This is a genomic window from Mesorhizobium sp. M2E.F.Ca.ET.219.01.1.1 (genome assembly GCF_004016445.2).
In the GTDB taxonomy this organism is placed as follows: domain Bacteria; phylum Pseudomonadota; class Alphaproteobacteria; order Rhizobiales; family Rhizobiaceae; genus Mesorhizobium.
In genome coordinates this window covers 556,764-579,972 of record NZ_SADT02000004.1, presented here as the reverse complement: position 1 = coordinate 579,972, position 23,209 = coordinate 556,764, and the positions used below count along the sequence as shown (strand labels likewise).

The window sequence follows — 23,209 nt, the reverse complement described above, 5'->3', positions numbered from 1 at the left end:
CACAGCCGACTTCGCAAAAGCAATCCGGAACAAGCTCGTGGGTGAAATCGCCGGTTTTTCCTTCGGCGTGCAACCTGCGGCCTTTCAGATCCACTCGCGGCGGAGTTTCGATTGCGTTTCGATCGGAGAAGCGTCTGGGCGATAGGAAGCACACGAAAGATCGGCGCCAGTGCCGGTTGGTAAGGGTGACATTGTGCTACTTTATTTTCAACGGATTCGATGTGGGCCGGCGGCCTAGTAAAGCCTACATAGCCGGAATCCGCGGAGACGACGAGCAGCGTTCCGCCTTTTGAACCTATCTCAGCCCTGCGATGCTCAGTCCCTTGATATACTGGGCCCTATCCCTTTCATGGACGATCGGGTGATATTTCTCAACCCACTCGACGGAAAGCGAGGGCTGCAGCCGCAGAGCCTGCGAGAGAGCCTTGCCGGCGAGGGCACGGTCACCCGCCATGCCCGCAGATGCCGCGAGGGTCCGCCATGCCGTCCCGAAATAAGGTCGAAGCTCTACCGCCCGGTATTCGTATTCCGCCGCCTTGGCGTAACGTCCGGCCACAAAATGGCACAGCCCCGTCGTCGACAGGCTTCCGGCCTGCGTGAAGTCCCGAGGGCTAAGGCGGTCTGCGATAGCGAGGTGGTGCAAGCCATCCTCGGGCATGCCGCCGTAGCCATAGGCGCATCCGAGGATTCCATGAGCGAAGGCAAAGCTAGGGTTGAGGATGATCGCCTCGGTCAGTGCTGCCACAGCCTGATGGAAGTGACGCGTTGCCATGTGTACAAAACCTGCGGCGCAGTGCGTCCAGGGGTCTTCCGGATCGCCGCGGATTGCCCGTTGGGCCATATCGTGGGCGATCGGAAGAGCGTCTGCAGGTTCGGCCAGTCCGAGCGTCACTCGCGCTGCAAGCGCCCATGCAAGCAGACAATTGGCACGGGGATAGTCGGGGTCGATGTCTGTAGCCTTGGTCAGCAGCCGCTCGGCGAGCTCGATCTCCTGCGCGGAACCCCATGTCCATACGGAGGGCATCGCTTTCATTGCGAAGCCCCAGGCGTCAAGACTGCCGGGCGCCCGGCTTTGGAAACGTTCGTGCTCGGCCACATAGAGCCTTGGCTCGATCGCGCCGATCACGCTCTGCACTATCTGGTCCTGCAGTGCAAAGAAGTCCGCTATCTCGAGATCATAGCGTTCAGCCCATATCTGACGCCCGTTTTGTGCGTCGCTCGCCCGGGCAGTTATCCTCAAATGCTGTCCGGAGCGGCGAACGCTTCCGTCGAGCACATATCGGACGCCGAGCTCGCGGCCGACATGCTTCACGTCTACTGCCTTGCCGCCATATGCGAAGGATGAGTTGCGGGCGGAGACAAACAGCCAGCGTAAGCGCGCAAGACGCGTGATTAGGTCCTCCGCAAGGCCATCGCCGAAATATTGCTGATGGACGTCGTCACTGAGGTTGGCGAACGGGAGGACAGCGATAGAAGGGCCGGGCTCGACCACCTCGCGGTGGTGGCTGGCGCCATCCAGGCGCTCTGTCGCTCCCGTGAAGCGATAGCCGACCCGGGGAACTGTCGCGATCCAGTCCTCGCCGTCGGGGGCCGGGCCGAGAAGTTTTCTGATCGATGCGATCTGCACCGAAAGGTTGCCCTCCTCTACCGCTGTCCCCGGCCACGCCGCATTGATCAGCTCCGACTTGCTGAGCACTTCGCCAGGCCGCTCTACCAGCGCCTTAAGCAGGAGCAGCGCGCGGTAGCCGACGGGAATCGGAATTTTTTGCCGGAGCAGGGTTCCCGTCTCCGCATTCAGGACGAAAGGGCCGAAGGCGAACCGACATCCTTGCATGGGCGAATTTTATAGCCGCACCGGAACTTTTTGTAACTATTAGCCAGAGCTTAAAGACGCCGCCCGCCGATTGCGTCAACGTTGTTCCAATTTCGATAGGAGGAAACAATGAGTGTATCTGTTAAATCGGCGCCCCGCTCTGATCTCGAACATGCCAAGAAGGACGCCTACGACTCGGCATTAAGGCGAATCGCCGTCCCGAGTTTTGCCAACCTTCTCGATGAACGCCAGCACCGCAAACTGCGCCTTGCCGGCGCTTTCCGCATCTTCGCCGCGTTCGGCTTCAGCGAAGGCGTAGCGGGCCACATCACGGCGCGCGATCCCGAATTCACCGACACGTTCTGGGTCAATCCCTTCGGCATGCACTTTGGACAAATTAGATCCAGCGACTTGATCCGGGTTGACCGCAAGGGCAACGTGGTTGAGGGTGAAGGCCCGCTCAATGTCTCTGCCTTCGCGATCCACGCGGCGATTCACGAGGCTCGCCCTGAGATTGTCGCCGCGGCACACGCCCATTCTATCTATGGCAAGGCCTGGTCTGCGGTCGGTCGCCTGCTCGATCCGATTACACAGGATGCCTGTGCCTTTTACGAGGACCACGTTTTCTTCGACGATGCGCGAGTGATCATTACGGAGGCGAGCGAAGGTGCCGACCTTGCGCGCTGCCTCGGCCCGCACAAAGCTGCGATTCTGCGCAACCATGGACTGTTGACCGTTGGCAGGACAGTCGAGGAGGCTGCCTGGTGGTTTGTCGCGATGGAGCGTTGTTGTCAGGCGCAGTTTCTTGCCGAGTCGGTTTGCAAGCCGCTCCAGGTCGACCGCTCCAACGCTCGTGCCGCTCGGGCCGTGAACGGGACTCCTTTCAGTGGTTGGTTCCAGTGCCAGCCGCTGTGGGACCATATCGTAAGGGTACAGCCGGACCTGCTGAAATAGTCAGGCGATCACGTGAGAGGCTAGCATCAATGTCGGCGAACACCGAATGCGACAGTACGTCGGCGACCATGGCGCTGCTTCAAATGGCTGCCGCAGGATGGATAGGCCATTGGTCCATGTCGCCGCGAAGCTTGGGATCGCGGATATTCTGGAGAGTGGACCGAAAACTCCACATGAGATCGCAACGACCACAGGGTCTCACCCTGAGGCTCTCCATCGGCTGCTGCGCACCTTGGCGAGCTTGGGCATCTTTGCGGAAGATGAGGAGGGCCGTTTCGGTCTTACGGCGATCGCTGACGAGTTGCGGTCGCAAGCGCCCGTCGCGAGGAAATGCTTTGGCGCCCCTGGGGCGATCTCCACCATGCCGTGCAAACCGGTGAGGCGGCCTTCGCCCATGTTTTTGGCAATTGATTGTACGACTACCTCGATGCACACCCGGTGGCAGCGGCCATTTTCACGCGGCGATCACGGACCGCGCACGCCAGGAGAGGCGGTCGTCGACGCCAATGACTGTTGGCCGGAACGATCTTAGATGTCGGCGGTGGACAGGGTTCGTTGCTCACCATAATCCTGAGGTCACGCTCCCAACGCCCGTGGTGTGCTCTTTGAACCTTTTTCAAAGCGTGCCAACAGCGGGCGATCTCTATCTGATGCGGCGTGTGGTGCATGGCTGGACTGAAAGCGCAACCGTCATCCTCCGGAATTGCCGCAAGGGCAATGACACGTCATGGGCGGCTTCTTATCGTTGAGCACGTGCTTGCTCAGGGAAATGCTCCGTCCTGGGGAGAAAATTCATCTGCCAACCGCCGGACAGACTCTGCCCACCCCGCGAGCTTCGCTGTCCATTCTGACGTCATCCGGCTGTCCAATGCCCATCCTTCGAAACATCCGCGAGGTGCACCAAATGTCGGTAGCCGAGTTCGCTGCGCACCTTCGACCAGCTTACCTCGGAAGCTTCTTGGAAATCCGGCGGAACCCGCCATGACGCTGGATGACCTTTTCGGAAACGCGGTGAAAATCTGCCATATTCTTCCGGATCGCTGCGCTCCATCAACTCTGTCGATCCAACCACGTCGTAGAACAGCGCAGTCACCTGGCGCCGCTCGCCAGCGAGCTGAATTGCTTGAACAGGACTCTTCATCGTCAGCAGCCGTCAAGAATGAGCCGTAAGCTGGTCAGAACACTCCATTTGCAGCAGCCAAGCAATGGAATGTGTAGGCGTGAAGTGGAAGGTAAACGCTGAAGGCATCGAGCAACGGACGCACCTTAGCGAAACACCGTTGCCGGTTCGCTAGGGCGACTGCAAAAGCCCGACCACTAGGAACCGGAGCAGTGTCGATGCGTTCGCTGCGCATTTATTAGGTCCGTGAGTTTGCTCGCGGAGAGCGCTTTCGCGGAGTGCATCCTGCTCTCCCTCAACAAGCAGCTCAGCCGTCGTCGTTGATGATCGATGCCAAACGAGCAGTCGTCTAAGGCACTATATTAGCATGTGCTAATGGTATATACTGGGAACTTCATCGACGGGTTTGAGGGCCGTCTGGTGCATGAGGGAGCAACCTACCGTAAGGCTTGTCTAGCAGGAGGGGTCATCATGGCCACTGCGCTAGAGGCCAGCGCCGCTCTAGCCCACAGCCCCAACGGGAACTGGACGTATCCACCTGCCTGCTGCCACGGCGACCAAGTTAGCGGAGAGTGCGAAAAGATCCCAAGCCTAGCGGTGACGCCTCGACCAGACGGCTATGTGATCATCCTGCGGCCGGGCGACCACCGAAAAGTAACCCACCAGAACCGCTACTTCGTGCCTTACGACGTGGTTCTTCCGTCCGGCGATGACAATTTCCACATCTGCCTGCATCCCACCGAAGAGGATGAGAATTGCTTCTTCGCACCTGCAGATGCAATGTGAATGTTTTTCTACCTTTGCCCTATTGAGCTTGTGCCCGGTGGTGCGAAAAAGCACGTCCATCTAAATCTCTGATAGGCTTGGTACTGCATGCGGGGAATGATCGACCTGTAGAACGTCATCAGACGCTCACAAATGTGGTAGCGATCATCTGGCGACGTCTGGACACGCTCTCTGGGTATAAACCACTCCGGCTCCTGTGGCTCGTTCAAATAGAATGGGCGTGGCGGGCGCACGAAATAGCCATCTTTTGTCATCCTGACTTCGCTCGGATCGATTGGGTGGCAGTCTTTGCCTCCACAACAGTCGTAGTGCAGAACTGGGTCTGTCTTGCCGGTATACCACTCGTGGGCCTCGGCATTGCCGAGCAGTGCGAGCCACGCCAATGCGAAATACAGCTTTGACTGCGTCATGGAAAATCCCTCGCAGCCGGTATACCACATTAGTGACTTCTAATCTTCAGGCTTGAGGTCACATCGGTCGCCGCACAGGTCCGGCGAGGCCCTTTACCAGTTGCCTGATCGCTTCTGCGCTACGCTCATGAGCGCGCGAGAGGCGCATCGATCGAAACTGTCGGCGCAGGCCGCTTCGAGGTCAAATTCTGTCAAGCCAACGTCGCGTAAGTGGGAATTGGAAAGCCGGCCAAGCGAGCGCTCTATCTCGCGGCCGGGTCCGCCACTCGCAAGGGAGTAGGCAACATTTCGTCCGCCCTCTTGTCGAGGTGGCTCAAAGAGATGGAAGCGTCGGGGGCTAGTCGAGCGCATCGAGGACGAGGCGTCGGGCACAATCGCCTATTTCCGCACCGAGAAGTCGCTCAAGCTCGAGCCGGCGATGAACGCGCTGGCGCAATGGGCGCAATGCAACATCGAGGCGGAGGTCGCGCTCGCCGACGTGGATGTTTCCACCCTAATGTGGTTGGTGCGGCGAAAGATCGACCTCGCTGAACTGCTGCGGCGGCGTGCCGTCATCCGCTATCCATTTCCGCGACATCCCCCGCCGAAGCACCCTCATTACTGCCTTGTGGTCGAGCCGGGTGCGAATGTGCCCAAGCTGTGTTCGGCCGACCCGCACCGGGACGTCGACCTTTACGTCGAGACGTGCGTTGTTTCGCTGGGGGCCATACTGGAGGCCGCTCAAGCTTCGTGCGAGAGAAGGAAAGGGGCGGCCTTTTTCTGAGCGGCGACCCGGCCTTGCCCGCAACATGGACCGTTGGCTTCGAACGTCGGTCTATGCGGCACTCGAGGAATCGTCCCGCTTTCTTGAAAAGCAACTGAGGCTGCGGCCCGGAGGAAGGATGTCGCGTCTAGGACTATGAAGCTGGCACCGACTTTGTCAGTCCAGTGGATGTGGTCTTCATGTAGAGGCGAATGCCGCCCGCATCCCTGATGATCTCGGTCCGATTGCCATCGTATTCGACTTCGTGCGACTAGCCATATCCGGCAGCGGCGACCCGACGAGCTCGGGCTCCCATCGGACGGATGAAGGACGGTCGAACGCGGCCAGGCTTACGCATATGAATCCCATGCGACACTCAAATTTAATATCGCACAGCCGTAGGCGTTCCGTTAGAAGTTACTGAAATACCTTGCCGCGATTAGGCATTCGCACTAAACTTTGCCCCCTCTCGAAGCGTACCGACCTCCAGAGAGGGGTGCCGAATGCGCTGCGTTTTGCTTTTCAGTCTAATACTGCTCGCACCCGTTCCGACCGCATCGTATGCCGGCGCCATCCACGACGCCGCGAAAAAGGGCGATGTCGCGGCGATCACGGCAGCGCTCGATGCAGGCGCCGGCGTAGATGAGAGCGATGAGAGCGACGTGCGCATGACACCGCTCTATCTTGCGGTCAGGGGCGGACATTTTGCGGCGGCAAAACTGCTGTTGGATCGCGGTGCCGAGGTCAACGCCGCTCCGACGCCTCTTTTAGGCCCTGCCCTCATGCCGGCTTTGGCAAAGCGCAGGATCGATTTGATCAAGCTGTTGCTGGATAGGGGCGCAAACCCAAATTCGCACAGCAACCGGGAAAACGCCCTTCACTTCGCTGTCACTCTCGGTTGTCTCGACTGCGTGCAAGCATTGGTCGACGCCGGCGCAGATGTGAATGCGAAGACAAGGGACGGAAAGACACCCCTCCATCTGGCAAAAAGCAGGGGGCAACGTGAAATTGCCGACTATCTCGTGTCCCACGGCGTAGTCTTGCCAACACCAGCTCCGATCTCAATGAAGTTGGCTTCTGCCGATGTCGAAAAAGGCCGAACCACCTTCACCCATCTGTGTGCCGGTTGCCACAGTCACGAGCCTGAGGGAGAGACCAAGACGGGACCGAACTTGTGGAGCGTCGTCGGCCGCGACAAGGCATCCATGGCAAAAATGAGTTATTCCGAGGCTTTGCTCGCCTGGGAAGGCGTGTGGACGTATGAGGATCTGAATAGATATCTCTTCGGGCCCATGCTCACCACGCCAGGAGTGAAGATGGAGATCGCTGGTGTCCCTGACGAGACCGAACGGGTCAACCTAATCGCCTACTTGCGCACGCTCAGCGACAAGCCGATCCCGCTACCCTGACTCCTGATCAAACCCGCCGGCGCAAATCTAAGGGGGTGAGGTTTGTTTCATTGGCTGCGGCCAATGTTCTCGCGGACCTTGGCCCGTCGGGCCCTGCTTCCCCAAGAAGCGTTGAAGTCTATTGTTAGGCTGGCTGCAAACAGTCGCTTCTCCTATGAGGTCCGTTGCAAGATCGGCTGCTAGCGCTCGCATTGATTGCCGGAAATGCTCGGAATGCCGGCTCGGTTGCAAACTCACCTGCGACGCGTCGTGATCGCCGACAACGTCTGCTTTCAAGACACGGCAACGCTGATCTCTGCGGCAGACTTGAGGCGCAAAGCTGCCTCTCACACTCAATGCCTTCCGAATGAGGATTTAGTTGCGACCTAAAGAATGTAAACGAGTCACAAGGACTGCAGGGATATTGTCATTGAGCCCCTTAGCGCGGTAGGCAGCCCTATGATGCGTCAAACTCGGTTGGTGGACTCAATGAAGCCGCTGGTCCTGATCTCTTCGAAGGACCCGGACTTTTTCCTCGTTTTCGGGCACATTCTTACAGTTGCAGGCTTTGAAACCCGCCTGATCACCGCAGACAAGCAGATCGCGCGCGCCATCAAGGCCGCGGTGCCACTTGCCGTCATCCTGGATTGTCATCCAGGCGACCGCGCAATCGCCAAGCAGTGCGTGGCGCTGAAGTCGTCCGAATCGACAAGAGCAACGCCTCTCGCAGGCTTGGTTGCGCCGCGTTCTGGCAAGCTGCATCTGGATTTGATCGAGGCTGGTATCGACGAGATATTTTCGCGACCCTTTGCGCCTGAACAGCTTCTGAACTGGCTGCATGGCAAAGCGGGCCTTGCGAACTCATCGCGCGAAACAGAATCGGGGGATCTGGTGCAGGGCAATTTCCGACTGGAACCAAAGACCTACAGGACATTCTTCAAGCAAAAGGAGATTGTCATGCCTCCGATCGAGTTCAAGCTTTTGCGCAGCCTTTTGGCAAGGCCAGGCAAGGTCTTCAGCCGCGAGGAATTGGTCGCGGCAGCATGGCCTGAACATGCCGCCGCCACTGATGTGCGAGGCGTCGACGTTCATATAGCCAGGCTGCGCAAACGGCTCCGGGCATCCGTGGGAAGCGAAGTCATACGCACCGTCCGCTCGGCTGGCTACGCGTTCGCGCCGGAGTGGTAATCTGCTCGCATCCGCCTATCGTTATGTTGGCCCCCGCCCGCGCCCGTGCCGGCACACTGGCTCAAAGGCATCGGGCATCAATGGCTCAGGATGGTGTCCAGGAAAAGCTGGGCGCGTGGGTGAGCGGCTCTAGAAAAAAAGTCCCTGGAGGAGGCATGCTGGACAATGCGGCCTTCGTCCATGAAAACGATCTCGTCCGCGACTTCGCGTGCAAAGCCCATTTCATGCGTCACGCAAACCATGGTCATACCGTTTCCTGCAAGCGAGACCATGACATCGAGCACTTCCTTGATCATTTCCGGGTCCAGCGCCGAGGTCGGCTCGTCGAACAGCATTATGCGAGGATTGAGGCAAAGCGCGCGCGCGATCGCCACCCTTTGTTGTTGGCCCCCCGAGAGCTGGGCCGGGTAGGCCTGCGCCTTTTCGGGGATGCGCACGGCCGTCAGGTGATGCATCGCGATCTCTGCGGCCTCGCTCGCCGGCTTCATTAGAACCCGGCGCAACGCCAGCGTGCAGTTGGCGAGCACTGTCAGGTGCGGAAACAGGTTGAAGCTCTGGAACACCATGCCGGTTTGCCGGCGCGCCGTCGCCGTATCGCGAGCATTTCTTCCCAGCGCTGTCCCTTCCAGATGGATCGTTCCCTTTTGGAAGTGCTCAAGACCGTTGATGCAGCGGATCAAGGTCGATTTGCCCGAGCCGGACGGCCCGCAGACGACGATGCTTGAGCCGGCTCGTACCGTAAGATCGATGTCTTTCAAAACCTGTAGGGCGCGGAACCACTTGTTGAGGCCGACGATTCGCACAAGGGGGAGGGCTTCACTGGCTGGGTGTGGAGCTTGCGCGAGCATCAGCGCCGTCCAGCTGCAAGCAGGCGCTGCTCGACGCGCTTCGCGCCGTAAGCAACGATCAGTGCAAGCGCGAGGAACAGGATGCCGGCGACGGTCAGCGGCTCCGCGTACCGATAGGTCTCGGAGGCGATATCGAAGGCGCGTCCGAGCATTTCGGGGACAGCCAGGACGGCGAGATAGGGCGTCGCCTTGAGGATCGAAACAACGTAGTTGCCGAGCGGCGCGGTGATGTTGCGCAACATCTGGGGCGCGATGACGAAAACAATCGTATCGCGGCGGGTGAGCGACAATGCCCGGGCTGCTTCCTGCTGGCCGTTCGGGATCGCGTCGATGCCCGCTTTGAACACCTCCGCCAGATAACCGCTGTAGTAGAGGCTTAGCCCCAATATGCCCACCGTCATGGCTCCAAGCCTGATCCCGTAGAAGGGCATGACGAAATAGAGGAAATAGAGCCAGGCCAGTACCGGCGTCGAGCGGATGAAATCGATCAGGAAGCGGACGGCCAGACCAGGCGCTCCGCCCCCGCGGCGGATCATTTCAAAAGTGAAGCCAAGCGTTGAGGCGCCGAGGCAGCTCAAGACTGTCGCGAGCAGGGTAGCTCCAATCGCGCCGATGATGGTGGGAATGGTCGACAGTGCGAAATGGAGGTCAAATCCCACGAGGCGCTCCTTTTTCAGGGTTGACCCGTGCCTCCAGCCAGCGGCCAGCGAGCGCGATCGGATAACAGACGACGAAGAAGGCCAGCAGCAGCGCCGAATAGATCGCGACCGGAGCGTATTCGGTCTGCGCGATCTCCTTGGCGCGGAAGGTCATGTCCGTGAGTGTGACCAGTGAGACAAGCGAAGTCGCCTTGACGAGCTGGATAAGGTTGTTGACGAAGGTGGGGCTCATGGCGACTAGCGCCTGCGGCAGCTCGATCAGAAGCAGGATCGCCGGGCGCGAGAGGCCGAGCGCCATGCCGGCCTCGCGTTGGCCGGCGGGAAGAGACTGCAGTCCGGCGCGTACAGCCTGGCTGGCATAGCCGCCGATGTTGAGACCGAGCACCAATGCACTGACGGTGAGCGCCGAGAGAGTGATCCCCAGTACCGGCAACACGTAATAAAAGACGAACAGCAGGACGACCACCGCGGAGCTGCGCCAGAATTCGATCACGGCGGTAACCAGAAAGCGCGTCAGACCGGTGGCAAGAAACTGGGCGACGCCGAAGACGAGCGCGAAGGGGACCGCAAAGACCAAGGCGTAGGCCGTCACCTGTGCGGTGATACCCAGCCCTTGCAGAATGCCGAGCCAGATGTCGAACATGCTCACGTGTCACCCGTCTTTGCCGAGGCGGATAGCAAGGATGGCAGTTGCGGTTCGACGCGCCTCGGGAACGTGGCTTCGCACCGGGAAATCGCGCCCTGCATACCGTTCCTCATGGCAATCCTCCGCGCCGTGAAAAGGAGGGTCGCCTGTGCCGGCAGGCCACCGATGGAAATGACATAAACCCGGCATGAATCGCATGTCAATAAACATGTACATTATATTGCGATACTTCATACAACGTATTTGCGGTGAAAGCCGCAATAGCTCGCCGAAGCGTGCCACCGCCGTTGGCCGGTATTTGCCCGCTACGCTACGACGGCGGCTGAAACCCGTTGAATGGACTGCGCCGAGGCTCTTTTGATCGTCCCGACCGGGAACAGTTCGACCTGTTCCGGGGTCAAAACGGGGACAGCATGGTCACATCGAACGACAATACCGAGGGACGCGTGCGCAGCTCGCGAATGCTGCGCACCGCACTTGGACCGGCCATTGCCCGCTTTCTCGACGATCCCGCGATCGTTGAGGTCATGCTGAACCCGGATGGCCGGATCTGGGTGGATCGGCTGTCGGAAGGCTTGGCCGATACGGGAGAGATGCTGGCGCCTGCCGCGGGCGAGCGCATTGTGCGCCTGGTCGCTCATCATGTCGGCGCCGAGGTCCATTCCCGTTCCCCACGCGTGTCGGCCGAGCTGCCGCAAACCGGGGAGCGTTTCGAAGGCCTGTTGCCGCCCGTCGTGGCCGCGGCGGCCTTCGCGATCCGCAAGCCCGCCGTCGCCGTGTTCACGCTCGATGACTATGTCGCCGCAGGCATCATGTCGGCTGGCCAGGCCGCGATCTTGCGCGCCGCGGTTGCCGGGCGCGCGAACATCCTTGTCGCCGGCGGCACCTCGACAGGCAAGACGACGCTCACCAACGCGCTGCTTGCCGAAGTGGCGAAAGGGATGGATCGGGTCGTCATTATCGAGGACACCCGCGAACTGCAGTGCGCGGCGCCCAACCTCGTCGCGATGCGAACCAAGGACGGCGTCGCCACGCTATCCGACCTGGTTCGCTCGTCCTTGCGCTTGCGGCCCGATCGCATTCCGATCGGCGAGGTACGCGGCGCCGAAGCCCTGGACCTGTTGAAAGCATGGGGTACCGGACATCCCGGTGGCATCGGCACGCTTCATGCCGGCACCGGCATAGGCGCCCTGCGCCGGCTTGAGCAGCTGATCCAGGAGGCCGTCGTCACTGTCCCGCGTGCGCTGATCGCCGACACCATCAGCCTCGTCGCCGTGCTCGCGGGACGCGGTGCCGCGCGACGGCTTACCGAGCTCGTCCGGGTCGAGGGTCTTGGTCCCGATGGCGATTACCGCATTGCTGAAGCCACACTGATCAACTCTGGAGAAACTCATGATCCGCTTGCTTTCGCGCTGCCACGGCAGCCTGGCCATGGCCGGCGTCGCCATTGCCTCCAACGTCATCGTCGCGTCGACGGCCCATGCGTCGGGTTCCTCAATGCCATGGGAGCAGCCACTCGAAAAGATCCTGCAGTCGGTCGAGGGGCCGGTCTCCAAGATCATCGCCGTCATCATCATCATCGTTACCGGTCTGACGCTGGCCTTCGGCGACAGTTCGGGCGGTTTCCGCCGGCTGATCCAGATCGTCTTTGGCCTTTCGATCGCCTTTGCGGCTTCGAGTTTCTTCCTGTCGTTCTTCTCCTTCGGCGGTGGAGCGTTGATCTGATGGCAACCGCTTTCGAACAGCTCGACGCGGTGCCGGGCTGGACGGTGCCTGTCCACCGGGCACTGACCGAGCAGATCCTGCTCGGAGGCGCGCCGCGTGCAATCGCAATCCTGAACGGCACGCTGGCTGGCGCTGTTGGCCTTGGGCTGCGGCTGTGGGTCGTCGGGCTCCTCATCTGGGCAATCGGGCATCTCACGGCGGTGTGGGCTGCGAGGCGCGATCCACTCTTCTTCGAGGTTGGACGCCGGCACCTGCGGCTGCCGGCGCATCTGTCGGTTTGAGGCGCAGCCATGATGAGCCTTGCCGAATACCGTCGGACCGCCGCTCGCCTTGCCGATTATCTGCCTTGGGCGGCACTGGTCGCGCCGGGTGTCGTGCTCAACAAGGACGGCAGTTTCCAGCGCACCGCGCGGTTTCGCGGGCCAGATCTCGACTCCGCCGTCGCGGCGGAGCTTGTCGCGGTCGCCTCGCGCATCAACAATGCCTTTCGCCGTCTAGGCTCCGGCTGGAGCATCTTCGTCGAAGCGCAGCGGCACGAAGCGGCTTCCTATCCCGAGAGCCAGTTTCCCGATGCGGCCTCCGGCCTGCTGGATGCCGAGCGCAAGGCCGACTTCGATGAGCAAGGCGTTCACTTCGTATCGAGCTACTTTCTCACATTCGTCTTCCTGCCGCCGCCCGATGATGCCACGCGCGCAGAGGGTTGGCTCTATGAGGGCCGCGATCAGTCGAGCGCCGACCCGGGCGAGTTCGTGCGCGCCTTTGTCGACCGAACAGAGCGCGTGCTGGCCCTGCTGGACGGATTCATGCCGGAATGCCGATGGCTCGATGACGGCGAAACGCTGACCTACCTGCATTCGACGGTCTCGACCAAACGCCATCGCGTGCATATCCCCGAGACGCCGATCTATCTCGACGCGCTGCTGGCCGACGAGCCGCTGGCCGGCGGCCTCGAGCCGCGGCTTGGCGACAAGCATCTTCGTGTGCTGACGATTGTCGGCTTCCCGACCGCCACAACCCCCGGCCTTCTTGATGACCTCAATCGGCTGGCCTTCCCCTACCGTTGGTCGACCCGAGCGATCCTGCTCGACAAGGTCGACGCTGTCCGCCTGCTGACCAGGATACGGCGGCAATGGTTCGCCAAGCGCAAGAGCATCGCCTCGATTTTGAAGGAGGTTATGACCAATGAGGCGTCAGCGCTTCTCGACACCGACGCCGCCAACAAGGCGGCCGACGCCGACACGGCGCTGCAGGAGCTCGGTGCCGACATGGCGGGCATGGCTCATGTCACCGCCACCGTCGCGGTCTGGGACCCCGACCCGCGCGTGGCAGACGAGAAGTTGCGGCTGGTCGAAAAGGTCATCCAGGGTCGCGACTTCACCGCGATTGCCGAAACCGTCAACGCCGTCGACGCCTGGCTCGGCTCCTTGCCCGGGCACGCCTATGCCAATGTCCGCCAGCCTCCCATCTCAACGCTCAATCTCGCCCACATGATACCGCTGTCTGCCGTGTGGGCGGGGCCGGAACGGGACGAGCATCTGGTCAGTCCTCCCTTGCTTTACGGCAAGACCGAAGGCTCGACCCCGTTCCGGCTGGTCCTTCATGTCGGCGATGTCGGCCACACCCTGGTCGTCGGCCCCACCGGCGCCGGCAAATCTGTGCTTCTGGCGCTGATGGCGCTGCAGTTTTGCCGCTACCGCGATGCTCAGATCTTCGCTTTCGACTTCGGCGGGTCGATCCGCGCCGCGACGCTCGCCATGGGCGGTGACTGGCATGATCTCGGCGGTCACATCACCGAAGGCATGCGGGCCTCCGTTTCGCTGCAGCCGCTCGCGCGCATCCATAACACCTACGAGCGGGCCTGGGCGGCTGACTGGATCGTCGCAATCCTGACGCGCGAGGGGATCCAGATCACGCCCGACGCCAAGGAGCATATCTGGGCGGCGCTGACATCGCTCGCCTCGGCTCCCGTCGAGGAGCGTACCATCACCGGGCTCAGCGTGCTTTTGCAGGCCAATGACCTGAAGCAGGCGCTTCGTCCCTACTGCGTCGGCGGCGCTCATGGCCGGTTGCTGGACGCGGAGGCGGAGCATCTCGGCCATGCATCCGTGCAGTCGTTCGAAATCGAGGGTCTGGTGGGCACGCCGGCCGCGCCGGCCGTTCTGTCCTATCTGTTTCATCGCATCGGCGACCGGCTCGACGGCCGTCCAACGCTGCTCATCATCGACGAAGGCTGGCTTGCGCTGGACGATGACGCGTTCACAGGACAGTTGCGTGAGTGGCTGAAGACGCTGCGCAAGAAGAATGCCAGCGTCGTGTTTGCCACCCAGTCACTCTCCGATATCGACAATTCGGCGATCGCTCCGGCGATCATCGAAAGCTGCCCAACCCGGCTTCTGTTGCCAAATGAGCGCGCGATCGAGCCGCAGATTACCGCCATCTATCGCCGCTTCGGCCTGAACGACCGCCAGATCGAGATCCTGGCGCGCGCCACACCCAAGCGCGATTATTACTGCCAGTCCCGCCGCGGCAACCGGCTCTTCGAGCTCGGCCTGTCCGAGGTCGGGCTGGCACTTTGCGCCGCGTCCTCGAAGAGCGATCAGGCCTTGATTGGCACCATTCTCGCCGAGCACGGCCGCGACGGCTTCCTGGCGGCCTGGCTGCGTGCCCGCGGCATCGGCTGGGCCGCCGACCTCATTCCCGATCTCACTGTTTTCGAACCTGGAAAGGATCCACAGCCATGACTGTCCTTCAAAGCCGCCCGCGCGCCCTTCTTCTGGTCACGGCGATGCTCGCTGGGCCGCTCGCGATCTTGCCGATGATGACCGCGCCGGCACATGCCCTCATCGTGTTCGATCCATCGAACTATTCGCAGAATGTGCTGACGGCCGCGCGTTCGCTGCAGCAGATCACGAACCAGATCACCTCGCTTCAGAACCAGGCTCAGATGCTGATCAACCAGGCGCGCAACCTGGCGAGCCTGCCGTTGTCCTCGCTGCAGCAATTGCAGCAGTCGGTGCAAAGGACGCAACAGCTTCTCGGGCAAGCACAGAACATCGCCTTTGACGTCCAGCAGGTCGACAAGGCCTTTCAACAGCAATATGGCGACGTCTCGCTCTCCGCTCCGGACCAGCAGCTCGTCACGGACGCGCGCTCGCGTTGGCAAAACACAGTCGGCGGCCTCCAGGACGCCATGCGCGTCCAGGCGGGCGTTGTTGGAAACATCGAAACCGGTCGTGCGCAGATCTCGGCCCTGGTCGGCGCCAGCCAGTCGGCGGCCGGTGCGCTGCAGGCCGCGCAAGCAGGCAACCAGTTGCTTGCGCTCCAGGGCCAGCAGCTTGCGGACCTGACTGCCGTGATAGCCGCAAACGGTCGCGCCCAGGCGCTGACCGAAGCCGAACGTGCCACCGCGGTCGACCAGGGCCGCGAGCAACGTCGCCGCTTCCTCGCCCCTGGCTCCGGCTACCAGGCTGGCGACGTTCAGATGTTCAACCGTTGAGGTGATCGTCATGGACGGCAAAGCCCTCGCTCGCATCGTGAGCGTCGTCTTCGTCGCGCTCGCCGTGACGGCAAGCGCGCTCGAGATGAGCCACAAGGCGGACAAGCCGCTAGGGGAGGGCCTGCACGCTCCGGCGGCTTCGATGCCCGATCCGCTTCGCGATGGCCTGCGCCGCTGCCAGGCCATCGGCGAGGCTGCCCTGCGGGATGATGGATGCGCGCGGCTGTGGGCAAAACAGCGTGATCGCTTCCTTGGTCTCGATAAGCTGTCGGCAAGCTCGACAAGCGGGCCGGCCGTTTCGCAGTCGCCGGATGCTGCCTTGCGCGAGGTGCGATAGATGGGCAATACCGGTGTCATCGACCAGTTTCTGGCGACCTTCACCCGCTACATCGACTCGGGCTTCGGCCTGCTCGGCGGCGAGGTCGCCTTCGTCGCCACCACGCTGATCGTCATCGACGTGACGCTCGCCGCGCTTTTCTGGAGCTGGGGCGCCGATGAAGACATCCTCGCGCGGCTCGTCAAGAAGACGCTCTTCGTCGGCGTCTTCGCCTATCTGATCTCGAACTGGAACAGCCTGGCGCGAATCGTCTTCGGAAGTTTCTCCGGTCTGGGTCTCAAGGCGAGTGGAACCGGCTTTTCTGCACAGGACCTGCTGCACGCCGGCAAGGTGGCGCAAACCGGCCTCGACGCGGGGCGACCCTTGCTTGAGGCGATCTCCGGGTTGATGGGCTACGTCTCCTTCTTTGAGAACTTCATCCAGATCGCTTGCCTGCTCTTTGCCTGGGCGCTCGTCCTGCTCGCCTTCTTCGTCCTCGCCGTGCAACTCTTCGTGACGCTGATCGAATTCAAGCTGGCGACGCTGGCCGGCTTCGTGCTTATCCCCTTCGGCCTGTTCGGCAAGACGGCCTTCATGGCCGAACGGGTGCTGGGCAATGTGATTTCGTCCGGCATCAAGGTTCTGGTGCTTGCCGTGGTGATCGGCATCGGATCGACGCTCTTCGGCGAATTCACCCAAGGCTTCGGCGGCGAGAACCCCACCATCGACCAGGCCATGGCGATCGTGTTGGCGGCGCTGTCGCTGCTTGGCCTCGGCATCTTCGGGCCCGGCATCGCCAATGGCCTCGTCGCGGGTGGACCGCAGCTTGGCGCCGGTGCTGCCGTTGGCACTGGCCTTGCCGCGGGCGGCATGGCGGTCGCAGGCTACGGCGCGGCCGGCTTGGCGGCGCGAGGCGGGACAGCGGCAGTCTCGGGAACTGTGTCGGCAACACGGGGCGCGGCGTCGCTCGCTGGCGGCGGCTCGGCTGCTTACACACTTGCCGCGATCGGCCAGCCAGGTGCTGCAGGCATCGCCTCCGGCCTCAGCGGCCTTGCGCGCGCTGGTGCTGCGGCGGCGGCCTCGCCGCTGAGGCGTGCCGCAATGAATGCGGGGCAATCGCTTCAGTCCAGCTTTGCCTCCGGCGCCAATTCGGCCGCTGAAATCACGGGCGGGTCGTCGACCTTGGGAACGATCGGAGGCGGCGGGGCATCGGCCACGGCTGCTGCGCCCGCAACGGGCAAGCCATTCGGCAATCAAAGACAGCCCGAATGGGCCAGACGTTTGCAGCGCTCACAGCGCCTCTCCCATGGCGCCCAGACCGCCGCCCACGCGGTACGCGCCGGCGATAGCCACGGCAGCGGCGCTTCGATTTCTCTTTCTGAAGGAGAATGATCCATGAACATCTTTAGGCGCCCCGCCGTCCACTACGGCAAGACCCCTCGACCGGAGACACCCTATCAGAAGGCGGCGCAGGTCTGGGACGAGCGCATCGGCTCCGCCCGCGTCCAGGCGCGGAACTGGCGCCTGATGGCATTCGGATCGCTGATCCTGTCGGCAGGCCTTGCCGCTTCCCTGGTCTGGCAATTGGCCCGCGGTACCGTCGTGCCCTGGGTCGTGCAGGTCGACAAGTTGGGCGAGGTCCAGGCGACCGCACCCGCGATCGCCGACTATAAGCCGACCGATCCGCAGATCGCCTGGCATCTCGCCCGCTTCATCGAACAGGTGCGCTCCATTCCCGCTGATCCGGTCATCCTGCGCCAGGACTGGCTGCGCGCCTATGAATGGACCACCGATCAGGGTGCTGCGGCGCTCAACGACTATGCTCGGGCCAACGATCCTTTCTCCAGGATAAGCAAGCAACAGGTCGCGGTGGAGATTTCCTCGGTCATCCGCGCCTCGCCGAACTCCTTTCGTGTCGCCTGGATCGAGCGCCGGTATGAAAACGGCCAGCTTTCCGGCACCGAGCGCTGGACCGCGATCCTGACGATCGTAACGCAGATGCCAAATGACGCCGAGCGACTTCGCGCCAATCCGCTCGGCATTTATGTCAACGCCGTCAACTGGTCGCGGGAGATGAGCCAATGAGCCAGACCTTGCGTCTTGAAGCCGGCTCGATGTTTTCAAAATATCTGCTATCAGCCATGCTGGTCTCGGGGACGTCGCTGCTCGCAAGCTGCGCCATGTCTCCGAAAAAGCCCCCGGAGATCAGTTACGACAGCTATGTTCCGCCGTTGCCGCCGGCTCCGGCGGCCCCGACAGAGCAAAGGCCGAAACCTCTGCGCGTGCCACCCGGCTGGGCTCCCGCGCGCGGCGGCGCCATCGGCGAGACACCGGCCGCGCGCGTCGAGAACGCGAACGCCGCGGCGCGCGTGGAGCCGCGCCGGGAGGGCTACTACAACGCCATCCAGATCTACCCGTGGAGCGAAGGAGCGCTCTATCAGGTCTACGCCGCGCCTGGCCAGATAACGGACATTGCGCTTGAGCCGGGCGAGAGCCTGACGGGAGAGGGTCCGATCGCCGCCGGTGATACCGCGCGCTGGATCATCGGCAACACCGAAAGCGGTTCGGGCATTGCCCGACGCGTCCACGTCCTGGTGAAACCCTCGCGGGCCGACATCGCAACGAACCTCATCATCGCCACTGATCGGCGCAGCTATATGCTTGAGCTACGATCCGGTGCGAAGCCCTACATGCCCGCCGTTTCGTGGTCCTACCCAGCGCTGAAAGTGGGCCTCCTGCCGACCGTGGCCGCAACGCCGGTCATACCGGACGTTACAGCGCGCAACTATCGCTACGGCCTCACCGGCGATAGCCCGCCCTGGAAGCCGGTGAGCGCCTATGACGATGGCCGCAGAGTTTATGTGGAGTTTCCGCGCGGCATCGTGCAAGGCGAGCTGCCGCCGATCTTCGTCATCGGTCCGGATGGCGAGGCCGAAATCACCAACAGCCGCGTCTACCAAAACCTCCTGATAGTCGACCGCCTTTTCGGAGCTGCCGAACTGCGTCTTGGCGCCGGTAAGCGGCAGCAAACGGTAAGGATAGCCCGCCTCGACGGAGGGAGAACCGATGGATTGTGGCACAGGCCAGGCGACAACGCCGGATCGAAGGCGCCGAACCCGGCGTCGAAGGGAGCGCCGCAGCCATGAACGAGAAGGATAGGCTTGTCGAACCCATGCGGCTTCGCGCCGAGGCGCCGCGTGTGACGCGTCTGTCGCGCAAGATGCTCGCAGCCATCGGCTTCGTAGCCTCGCTCGGTGTCGGCGGCGCGCTGATTTACGCTCTGCAGGACTCCAACAGATTCAAGCAGGGCGAGGAACTCTACCCAACCTCCAATCGGCCGCCCGCCGATGGACTGGCAGGGCTTCCGCGCGACTATACCGGGCCTGTCCTTGGGCCGCCGCTGCCTGGAGACCTCGGCGGACCGATCCTCGATGCCCAAAACAAGGGGCAGGGGGGCGTACCATCCTCGGTCGCAAGCCCTGCGATCGACGAAGCCGAGCAACGCCGGCGGGCCGAGGAGGAAGCCGCCAGAACCTCGCGTGTTTTTTCAGACGGCGCAACAAGATGCCAGGACCGAGGAAGCATCGGCGCCTGCTGGCATCGACCTTGCCAGTCAGAACGGACAGCCAAATGGGCTGGATCGCCAGCTAGCTTTCCTGTCGGCCGCCGCTGACCGCCGTACCGTGGCGCCAGATCACGTCACGCCTCCGGCTTCCCAGTATGTGCTTCAAGCCGGCGCCGTGATCCCGGCCGCGCTCATCACGGGTATCCGGTCCGACCTGCCCGGCCAGATCAGCGCCCAGGTAACTGAAAACGTCTACGACAGTCCCACCGGCCGCTCCCTGCTCATCCCGCAAGGCACTCGTGTTATCGGGCAATACGACAGCGGAATTGGTCCGGGACAGCGTCGCGTACTGCTCGTCTGGAACAGGCTGATCTTTCCCGACGGGCGCTCCATCGTTCTGGAACGGCAGCCAGGCGCGGACGCGGAAGGCTATGCTGGCCTCGAAGACGACATCGATTATCACTGGGGCGAGCTATTCAAGGCTGCGGCGTTGTCGACCGTTCTGAGTGTTGGCGCGCAGGCTGGTTCCTCCGACCAAGAGAGCGATCTCGTGCGTGCTCTGCGCAGCGGCGCCTCCGATAGCGTTAGCCAGGTAGGCCAGCAAGTCGTTCAGCGCCAGCTCGCTATAGCGCCGACTCTTATGATCCGGCCGGGATTTCCCGTTCGCGTCCTCGTCACCCGCGACCTTGCGCTTGAACCATATGGAGGTTGACATGGCCAAGTTGAAACTCGCAGTGATCGCCGACGACAAGCCGGTGAAGATCACGGTGGAACTGCCGGCGCCTCTGCATCGCGATTTGGTGAAATATGGAGAGATCCTTGGCCGCGAGACAGGGCAGCCACCCGCCAGCCCGTCGCGCTTGATCGCGCCGATGCTTGAGCGGTTCATCGCGGCGGATCGCGGCTTTTCCAAAGCAAAGAAGGAGCAGGCTTAGGTCAGGCTTATCATCTATCAGCCCCACTTGATGCGAGGCGCACGACCGCTTCAGCAGGTGATCGGGTTCATCATCTATCGGCAGTGGCTTGCCCGACCGAATTAGGTTCGCCGCTTGCCGGAACTGAAGGGCTATGGCGGATTTCCGGCGATAGGATCGAGGAGAGGCGGGCGACCCTGATGGTGGCTTCCTGGATGTCGCCCGTCTTGAATATTTCGGACCAGGATTTCCAAATCAGTCGTTGAAAACGTCCGAGAGTGCGATTCGGCTGCCGCCGGGCTTCACTCCCGCAAATGACGTCAAGATGCGCCATACCGGCCAACGGGCAATTGCTTCGCGAAGTTTGCTGAAAAGCTTGCTGTCTTTGTCGATGGCAGAGCGAACCTGAACGGCAGCCCATCCGGCTTTCATTGTGGCGCCCACATGGCAGTGGCAGACGATGGCGTGCAGCTGCCATTCCGCCAACTCGAAGAAGCGCTTGGCCTCGCCGTACGTGTCGTCCTTCAAACCTTGCGCGCGCAACACCGGATCGGCGAAGGCGATGCTGAGCGCGGATCCTTCGCATTGTGCCTTGTGGCGCACATCCAGGATCATGTACTCCGTCCCCGGGAAGGCGGCGAGGCAACGCTCGGGGTCTCGCTCGAGCAGCATGGCCCAATGTTCCAAACGCTGACGTCGAGTCATACCCGGAAAGGACGCATCGACTTCCGCGACATCGTGCAGCTCTTCAAGTGTCTGGTGTTTCATGGCCGTCTCCTGTGCGAGGCCTCCCGCCTGCAGCAGCGCAGTCCAGAGTCGCCTCCGCGTCCCTTCGCAGCCAAACCTCCTTAGTGTCGGGAAGTTCCATCGTCGAGAAGATTGAGGCAGGCTCCTACGCCACCGAACCGCTTGGGACAGACCACGATGTAGAGATGTCCGGGGGCATGACGAACGAACGTTACGTCCTGGGGGCGCACCGCCTACGGGACACGCAACCGACAGGAACTGAGCCAGGGTCCCGGTCGCCTGAAACCTTGTGGAACAATTCATCGCTCGCTCGATTTTTGTGGCAGCCGCTTCGGCATCTCGACGGCCATTCAGCGATGGAGAAACGATTGCTCGCTGAGAGTGAGGTTCATCATAAGTCGGAAGATGTTGATGCCCGCGTGTTGTCCGATGTTGTGGCTGCCCTCAGCCGCAGAGTCACCATCTCTCACGAGTTCGACATCCCCTACATTGCCGGCTACAGCCTCGATGCCAAGACGGTCTACATCGACAGACATCTACCCCTCACATTGAAGGTGAAGAACAAAGACGTTCGGATCGAGCCTTTCTTGGTGTGTCACGAGATCGTCGAGAAGGCGCTCCTGGATGAGTTACGACTGCATTACCTTCACGCGCACCAGATTGCCTCACGCATCGAGCGGGACGCCGTTCGAACGAGCGGCATAAGGTGGATGGACTATCAGCGCTTCATGAAACGCCATGAAAAGGCAATCGACGAAGAAACATTGAAGAAAGTGCCTGCCGATCTGGACCTCACACCATACAAGGACCTTGACGACTACGCACTTCTTCGGCGGCTCACGAAAACCCGTTCTTAGGCCGGCCTGCTTCTACAGAGGGAGCTCCCGCTGGATGGATAGCCCGCCGCTGGTGTGCCCCCACACCTGGCGACGGGCTAAGGATGGACGGCGCCTCTCGTTGGGGAGATTGCCTGAGCCTGCGCCGGCCTGGCGAACCGTGGTCCGCCGCATATGCAGCATAGCTAAAACATCTTGGTCGATACCATGGTGTGATCGCGGAAAGCCGCTGGCCGGACTGGCCGGTGCGCACAGGGATTTTCTTGGGGTGCTACACCGGCCAAAGCGGGGTGGCCTGGCAACAACGTTTCCTCCCACGAGAGGGGGGCGTGCAAGAGGCGTTTGGCGGCGTCAGGGTGCCCATGAGCGCATACCTGAGCTGGGTCCGCTGAGCGCTCCAGAAATCCTGCGGCGATCACCTATGACTTCTCGGGGCGTACCAACTCGACCGAGAGCGAGCCGGCAGGCAGCGGGCGCAGCAAATCGGCTTCGGGCTTGGTCAGGTTGAACCAGGCCCCCCAATTCTCCGGCTGAAGGACCACGATCTGCCGGTTGTGGATGGGCGCGACGTCGGGTCCCGGCTCGGTGGTGAGCATGGTGAACGTGGGCGGCTTGTTGCCGGCGGCTTCACGCCAGAGACCCGCGATCGCCATGAATGGCGCGCCGTTGAGCGTAAAACGGTGTTTGGCTTTCGGATACTTGCTGCCAGTGAATTCGAAGAAGGCCGACGCCGGCACCAGGCAGCGGTTGCTATTGCCGAATTGCCGGCCTTCCGAACGGAAGTTGAACACCGGGCCGCCTTTCGGCCCTGACGGTGGAAATCCGAACGTCATCGAGGCGAGCTCGACGGTATCGCCGGCGACGCGAATGATAGGCGCCGGATCGTTGATGCGGATATCATCTGCCCGGGGGAGGTCAAGTTCGGTTTGATGGGCCGGAATCTTGAGCGCCAGCGACTCCATCATCCGGCAGTATTCAGTCCAGGCGATATGCTGCTCGTAGTCGTTGCACATCAATCGCTCCAAGAGCATTTTTGCTTCTGCCAAACCCCGGCGT

22 protein-coding genes and 2 pseudogenes are annotated in these 23,209 nt (G+C 61.8%); 17 read left to right on the top strand and 7 right to left on the bottom strand.

Annotated elements, in window-relative coordinates:
* Positions 1 to 295 precede the first annotated feature (295 nt).
* On the bottom strand, positions 296 to 1,834 hold the full coding sequence (locus EN862_RS22965) for a winged helix-turn-helix domain-containing protein (RefSeq protein ID WP_127868119.1): 1,539 nt from the start codon (positions 1,832 to 1,834) through the stop codon (positions 296 to 298).
* Between the two features lie 108 nt (positions 1,835 to 1,942).
* On the opposite strand from EN862_RS22965, the gene EN862_RS22960 reads away from it, so the two are divergent.
* Positions 1,943 to 2,767 carry a class II aldolase/adducin family protein gene (locus EN862_RS22960; RefSeq protein ID WP_127868118.1) on the top strand — a complete coding sequence of 275 codons (825 nt, stop codon included), beginning with the start codon at positions 1,943 to 1,945 and terminating at the stop codon, positions 2,765 to 2,767.
* 853 nt (positions 2,768 to 3,620) lie between these two features.
* Here the strand turns inward: EN862_RS22960 and EN862_RS22950 are convergent.
* Positions 3,621 to 3,908: a hypothetical protein gene (locus EN862_RS22950; RefSeq protein ID WP_127868116.1), complete on the bottom strand. Its 288-nt coding sequence runs from the start codon at positions 3,906 to 3,908 to the stop codon at positions 3,621 to 3,623.
* Positions 3,909 to 4,358: 450 nt separating this feature from the next.
* On the opposite strand from EN862_RS22950, the gene EN862_RS22945 reads away from it, so the two are divergent.
* From EN862_RS22945 to EN862_RS22930, 4 genes are all read left to right on the top strand, one after another.
* Positions 4,359 to 4,673: a hypothetical protein gene (locus EN862_RS22945; RefSeq protein ID WP_127868115.1), complete on the top strand. Its 315-nt coding sequence runs from the start codon at positions 4,359 to 4,361 to the stop codon at positions 4,671 to 4,673.
* Positions 4,674 to 5,501: 828 nt separating this feature from the next.
* Entirely contained in the window at positions 5,502 to 5,846 is a 345-nt protein-coding gene (locus tag EN862_RS22940) for a hypothetical protein (RefSeq protein WP_127868114.1), read from the top strand.
* A gap of 482 nt (positions 5,847 to 6,328) precedes the next feature.
* The gene (locus EN862_RS22935; protein ID WP_127868113.1) at positions 6,329 to 7,234 is read left to right on the top strand and encodes an ankyrin repeat domain-containing protein; all 906 of its coding nucleotides are present in this window, start codon (positions 6,329 to 6,331) and stop codon (positions 7,232 to 7,234) included.
* 468 nt (positions 7,235 to 7,702) lie between these two features.
* Complete coding sequence (locus tag EN862_RS22930; protein WP_127868112.1) at positions 7,703 to 8,401, top strand: response regulator transcription factor; 699 nt, start codon at positions 7,703 to 7,705, stop codon at positions 8,399 to 8,401.
* Positions 8,402 to 8,478: 77 nt separating this feature from the next.
* Here EN862_RS22930 and EN862_RS22925 read toward each other — a convergent pair whose 3' ends face one another.
* From EN862_RS22925 to EN862_RS22915, 3 genes are read right to left on the bottom strand one after another with little or no spacing between them, the layout of a single operon-like run.
* On the bottom strand, positions 8,479 to 9,249 hold the full coding sequence (locus EN862_RS22925; RefSeq protein ID WP_127868111.1) for an amino acid ABC transporter ATP-binding protein: 771 nt from the start codon (positions 9,247 to 9,249) through the stop codon (positions 8,479 to 8,481).
* A complete protein-coding gene (locus EN862_RS22920) occupies positions 9,249 to 9,908 on the bottom strand; it encodes an amino acid ABC transporter permease (RefSeq protein ID WP_127868110.1) in 660 nt (219 codons plus the stop codon). The genes EN862_RS22925 and EN862_RS22920 overlap by 1 nt, the downstream gene beginning before the upstream one ends.
* Positions 9,898 to 10,551, bottom strand: a complete 654-nt coding sequence (locus EN862_RS22915) for an amino acid ABC transporter permease (protein WP_127868109.1) — start codon at positions 10,549 to 10,551, stop codon at positions 9,898 to 9,900. Before EN862_RS22915 ends, EN862_RS22920 begins: the two co-directional genes overlap by 11 nt.
* 416 nt (positions 10,552 to 10,967) lie before the next feature.
* Between EN862_RS22915 and trbB the strand changes: the two are divergent.
* The 11 genes and pseudogenes from trbB to EN862_RS22860 form a co-directional block, all read left to right on the top strand.
* A pseudogene (trbB, locus tag EN862_RS22910) lies at positions 10,968 to 11,912 on the top strand (P-type conjugative transfer ATPase TrbB); the annotation flags it as partial.
* A 34-nt stretch (positions 11,913 to 11,946) separates the two neighbouring features.
* The gene (locus tag EN862_RS22905; protein WP_127868127.1) at positions 11,947 to 12,279 is read left to right on the top strand and encodes a TrbC/VirB2 family protein; all 333 of its coding nucleotides are present in this window, start codon (positions 11,947 to 11,949) and stop codon (positions 12,277 to 12,279) included.
* Positions 12,279 to 12,560: a VirB3 family type IV secretion system protein gene (locus EN862_RS22900; protein ID WP_127868126.1), complete on the top strand. Its 282-nt coding sequence runs from the start codon at positions 12,279 to 12,281 to the stop codon at positions 12,558 to 12,560. The genes EN862_RS22905 and EN862_RS22900 overlap by 1 nt, the downstream gene beginning before the upstream one ends.
* A gap of 9 nt (positions 12,561 to 12,569) precedes the next feature.
* Positions 12,570 to 15,020: a conjugal transfer protein TrbE gene (gene trbE / locus EN862_RS22895; RefSeq protein WP_127868108.1), complete on the top strand. Its 2,451-nt coding sequence runs from the start codon at positions 12,570 to 12,572 to the stop codon at positions 15,018 to 15,020.
* The gene (trbJ, locus tag EN862_RS22890; protein ID WP_127868107.1) at positions 15,017 to 15,775 is read left to right on the top strand and encodes a P-type conjugative transfer protein TrbJ; all 759 of its coding nucleotides are present in this window, start codon (positions 15,017 to 15,019) and stop codon (positions 15,773 to 15,775) included. The genes trbE and trbJ overlap by 4 nt, the downstream gene beginning before the upstream one ends.
* Before the next feature lie 10 nt (positions 15,776 to 15,785).
* A complete protein-coding gene (gene trbK-alt / locus EN862_RS22885; protein WP_127868106.1) occupies positions 15,786 to 16,112 on the top strand; it encodes a putative entry exclusion protein TrbK-alt in 327 nt (108 codons plus the stop codon).
* Positions 16,113 to 17,483, top strand: coding sequence for a P-type conjugative transfer protein TrbL (trbL, locus tag EN862_RS22880; RefSeq protein WP_127868105.1), 1,371 nt, complete (start codon positions 16,113 to 16,115; stop codon positions 17,481 to 17,483).
* 3 nt (positions 17,484 to 17,486) lie between these two features.
* Entirely contained in the window at positions 17,487 to 18,176 is a 690-nt protein-coding gene (trbF, locus tag EN862_RS22875; RefSeq protein WP_127868104.1) for a conjugal transfer protein TrbF, read from the top strand.
* Entirely contained in the window at positions 18,173 to 19,237 is a 1,065-nt protein-coding gene (trbG, locus tag EN862_RS22870) for a P-type conjugative transfer protein TrbG (protein WP_127868103.1), read from the top strand. Before trbF ends, trbG begins: the two co-directional genes overlap by 4 nt.
* A pseudogene (locus EN862_RS22865) lies at positions 19,234 to 20,368 on the top strand (TrbI/VirB10 family protein). The gene trbG and the pseudogene EN862_RS22865 overlap by 4 nt, the downstream one beginning before the upstream one ends.
* 1 nt (position 20,369) lies before the next feature.
* Complete coding sequence (locus tag EN862_RS22860) at positions 20,370 to 20,591, top strand: DUF2274 domain-containing protein (protein ID WP_127868102.1); 222 nt, start codon at positions 20,370 to 20,372, stop codon at positions 20,589 to 20,591.
* Between the two features lie 234 nt (positions 20,592 to 20,825).
* On the opposite strand, the gene EN862_RS22855 is transcribed toward EN862_RS22860, so the two are convergent.
* Complete coding sequence (locus EN862_RS22855; protein ID WP_348632083.1) at positions 20,826 to 21,338, bottom strand: hypothetical protein; 513 nt, start codon at positions 21,336 to 21,338, stop codon at positions 20,826 to 20,828.
* 176 nt (positions 21,339 to 21,514) lie between these two features.
* Here EN862_RS22855 and EN862_RS22850 point away from each other — a divergent pair, with 176 nt between their 5' ends.
* Complete coding sequence (locus EN862_RS22850) at positions 21,515 to 22,174, top strand: hypothetical protein (protein WP_189401313.1); 660 nt, start codon at positions 21,515 to 21,517, stop codon at positions 22,172 to 22,174.
* Between the two features lie 398 nt (positions 22,175 to 22,572).
* On the opposite strand, the gene EN862_RS22845 is transcribed toward EN862_RS22850, so the two are convergent.
* On the bottom strand, positions 22,573 to 23,166 hold the full coding sequence (locus EN862_RS22845) for an SOS response-associated peptidase (protein WP_127868101.1): 594 nt from the start codon (positions 23,164 to 23,166) through the stop codon (positions 22,573 to 22,575).
* Between the last annotated feature and the right edge of the window lie 43 nt (positions 23,167 to 23,209).

Bases quoted from the DNA above. Each gene is read 5' to 3' on its own strand.
- EN862_RS22965 (WP_127868119.1), bottom strand. From the start codon at position 1,834: ATGCAAGGATGTCGGTTCGCCTTCGGCCCTTTCGTCCTGAATGCGGAG.
- EN862_RS22960 (WP_127868118.1), top strand. From the start codon at position 1,943: ATGAGTGTATCTGTTAAATCGGCGCCCCGCTCTGATCTCGAACATGCC.
- EN862_RS22950 (WP_127868116.1), bottom strand. From the start codon at position 3,908: ATGAAGAGTCCTGTTCAAGCAATTCAGCTCGCTGGCGAGCGGCGCCAG.
- EN862_RS22945 (WP_127868115.1), top strand. From the start codon at position 4,359: ATGGCCACTGCGCTAGAGGCCAGCGCCGCTCTAGCCCACAGCCCCAAC.
- EN862_RS22940 (WP_127868114.1), top strand. From the start codon at position 5,502: ATGAACGCGCTGGCGCAATGGGCGCAATGCAACATCGAGGCGGAGGTC.
- EN862_RS22935 (WP_127868113.1), top strand. From the start codon at position 6,329: ATGCGCTGCGTTTTGCTTTTCAGTCTAATACTGCTCGCACCCGTTCCG.
- EN862_RS22930 (WP_127868112.1), top strand. From the start codon at position 7,703: ATGAAGCCGCTGGTCCTGATCTCTTCGAAGGACCCGGACTTTTTCCTC.
- EN862_RS22925 (WP_127868111.1), bottom strand. From the start codon at position 9,249: ATGCTCGCGCAAGCTCCACACCCAGCCAGTGAAGCCCTCCCCCTTGTG.
- EN862_RS22915 (WP_127868109.1), bottom strand. From the start codon at position 10,551: ATGTTCGACATCTGGCTCGGCATTCTGCAAGGGCTGGGTATCACCGCA.
- EN862_RS22905 (WP_127868127.1), top strand. From the start codon at position 11,947: ATGATCCGCTTGCTTTCGCGCTGCCACGGCAGCCTGGCCATGGCCGGC.
- EN862_RS22900 (WP_127868126.1), top strand. From the start codon at position 12,279: ATGGCAACCGCTTTCGAACAGCTCGACGCGGTGCCGGGCTGGACGGTG.
- trbE (WP_127868108.1), top strand. From the start codon at position 12,570: ATGATGAGCCTTGCCGAATACCGTCGGACCGCCGCTCGCCTTGCCGAT.
- trbJ (WP_127868107.1), top strand. From the start codon at position 15,017: ATGACTGTCCTTCAAAGCCGCCCGCGCGCCCTTCTTCTGGTCACGGCG.
- trbK-alt (WP_127868106.1), top strand. From the start codon at position 15,786: ATGGACGGCAAAGCCCTCGCTCGCATCGTGAGCGTCGTCTTCGTCGCG.
- trbL (WP_127868105.1), top strand. From the start codon at position 16,113: ATGGGCAATACCGGTGTCATCGACCAGTTTCTGGCGACCTTCACCCGC.
- trbF (WP_127868104.1), top strand. From the start codon at position 17,487: ATGAACATCTTTAGGCGCCCCGCCGTCCACTACGGCAAGACCCCTCGA.
- trbG (WP_127868103.1), top strand. From the start codon at position 18,173: ATGAGCCAGACCTTGCGTCTTGAAGCCGGCTCGATGTTTTCAAAATAT.
- EN862_RS22860 (WP_127868102.1), top strand. From the start codon at position 20,370: ATGGCCAAGTTGAAACTCGCAGTGATCGCCGACGACAAGCCGGTGAAG.
- EN862_RS22855 (WP_348632083.1), bottom strand. From the start codon at position 21,338: ATGAAACACCAGACACTTGAAGAGCTGCACGATGTCGCGGAAGTCGAT.
- EN862_RS22850 (WP_189401313.1), top strand. From the start codon at position 21,515: ATGACGAACGAACGTTACGTCCTGGGGGCGCACCGCCTACGGGACACG.
- EN862_RS22845 (WP_127868101.1), bottom strand. From the start codon at position 23,166: ATGTGCAACGACTACGAGCAGCATATCGCCTGGACTGAATACTGCCGG.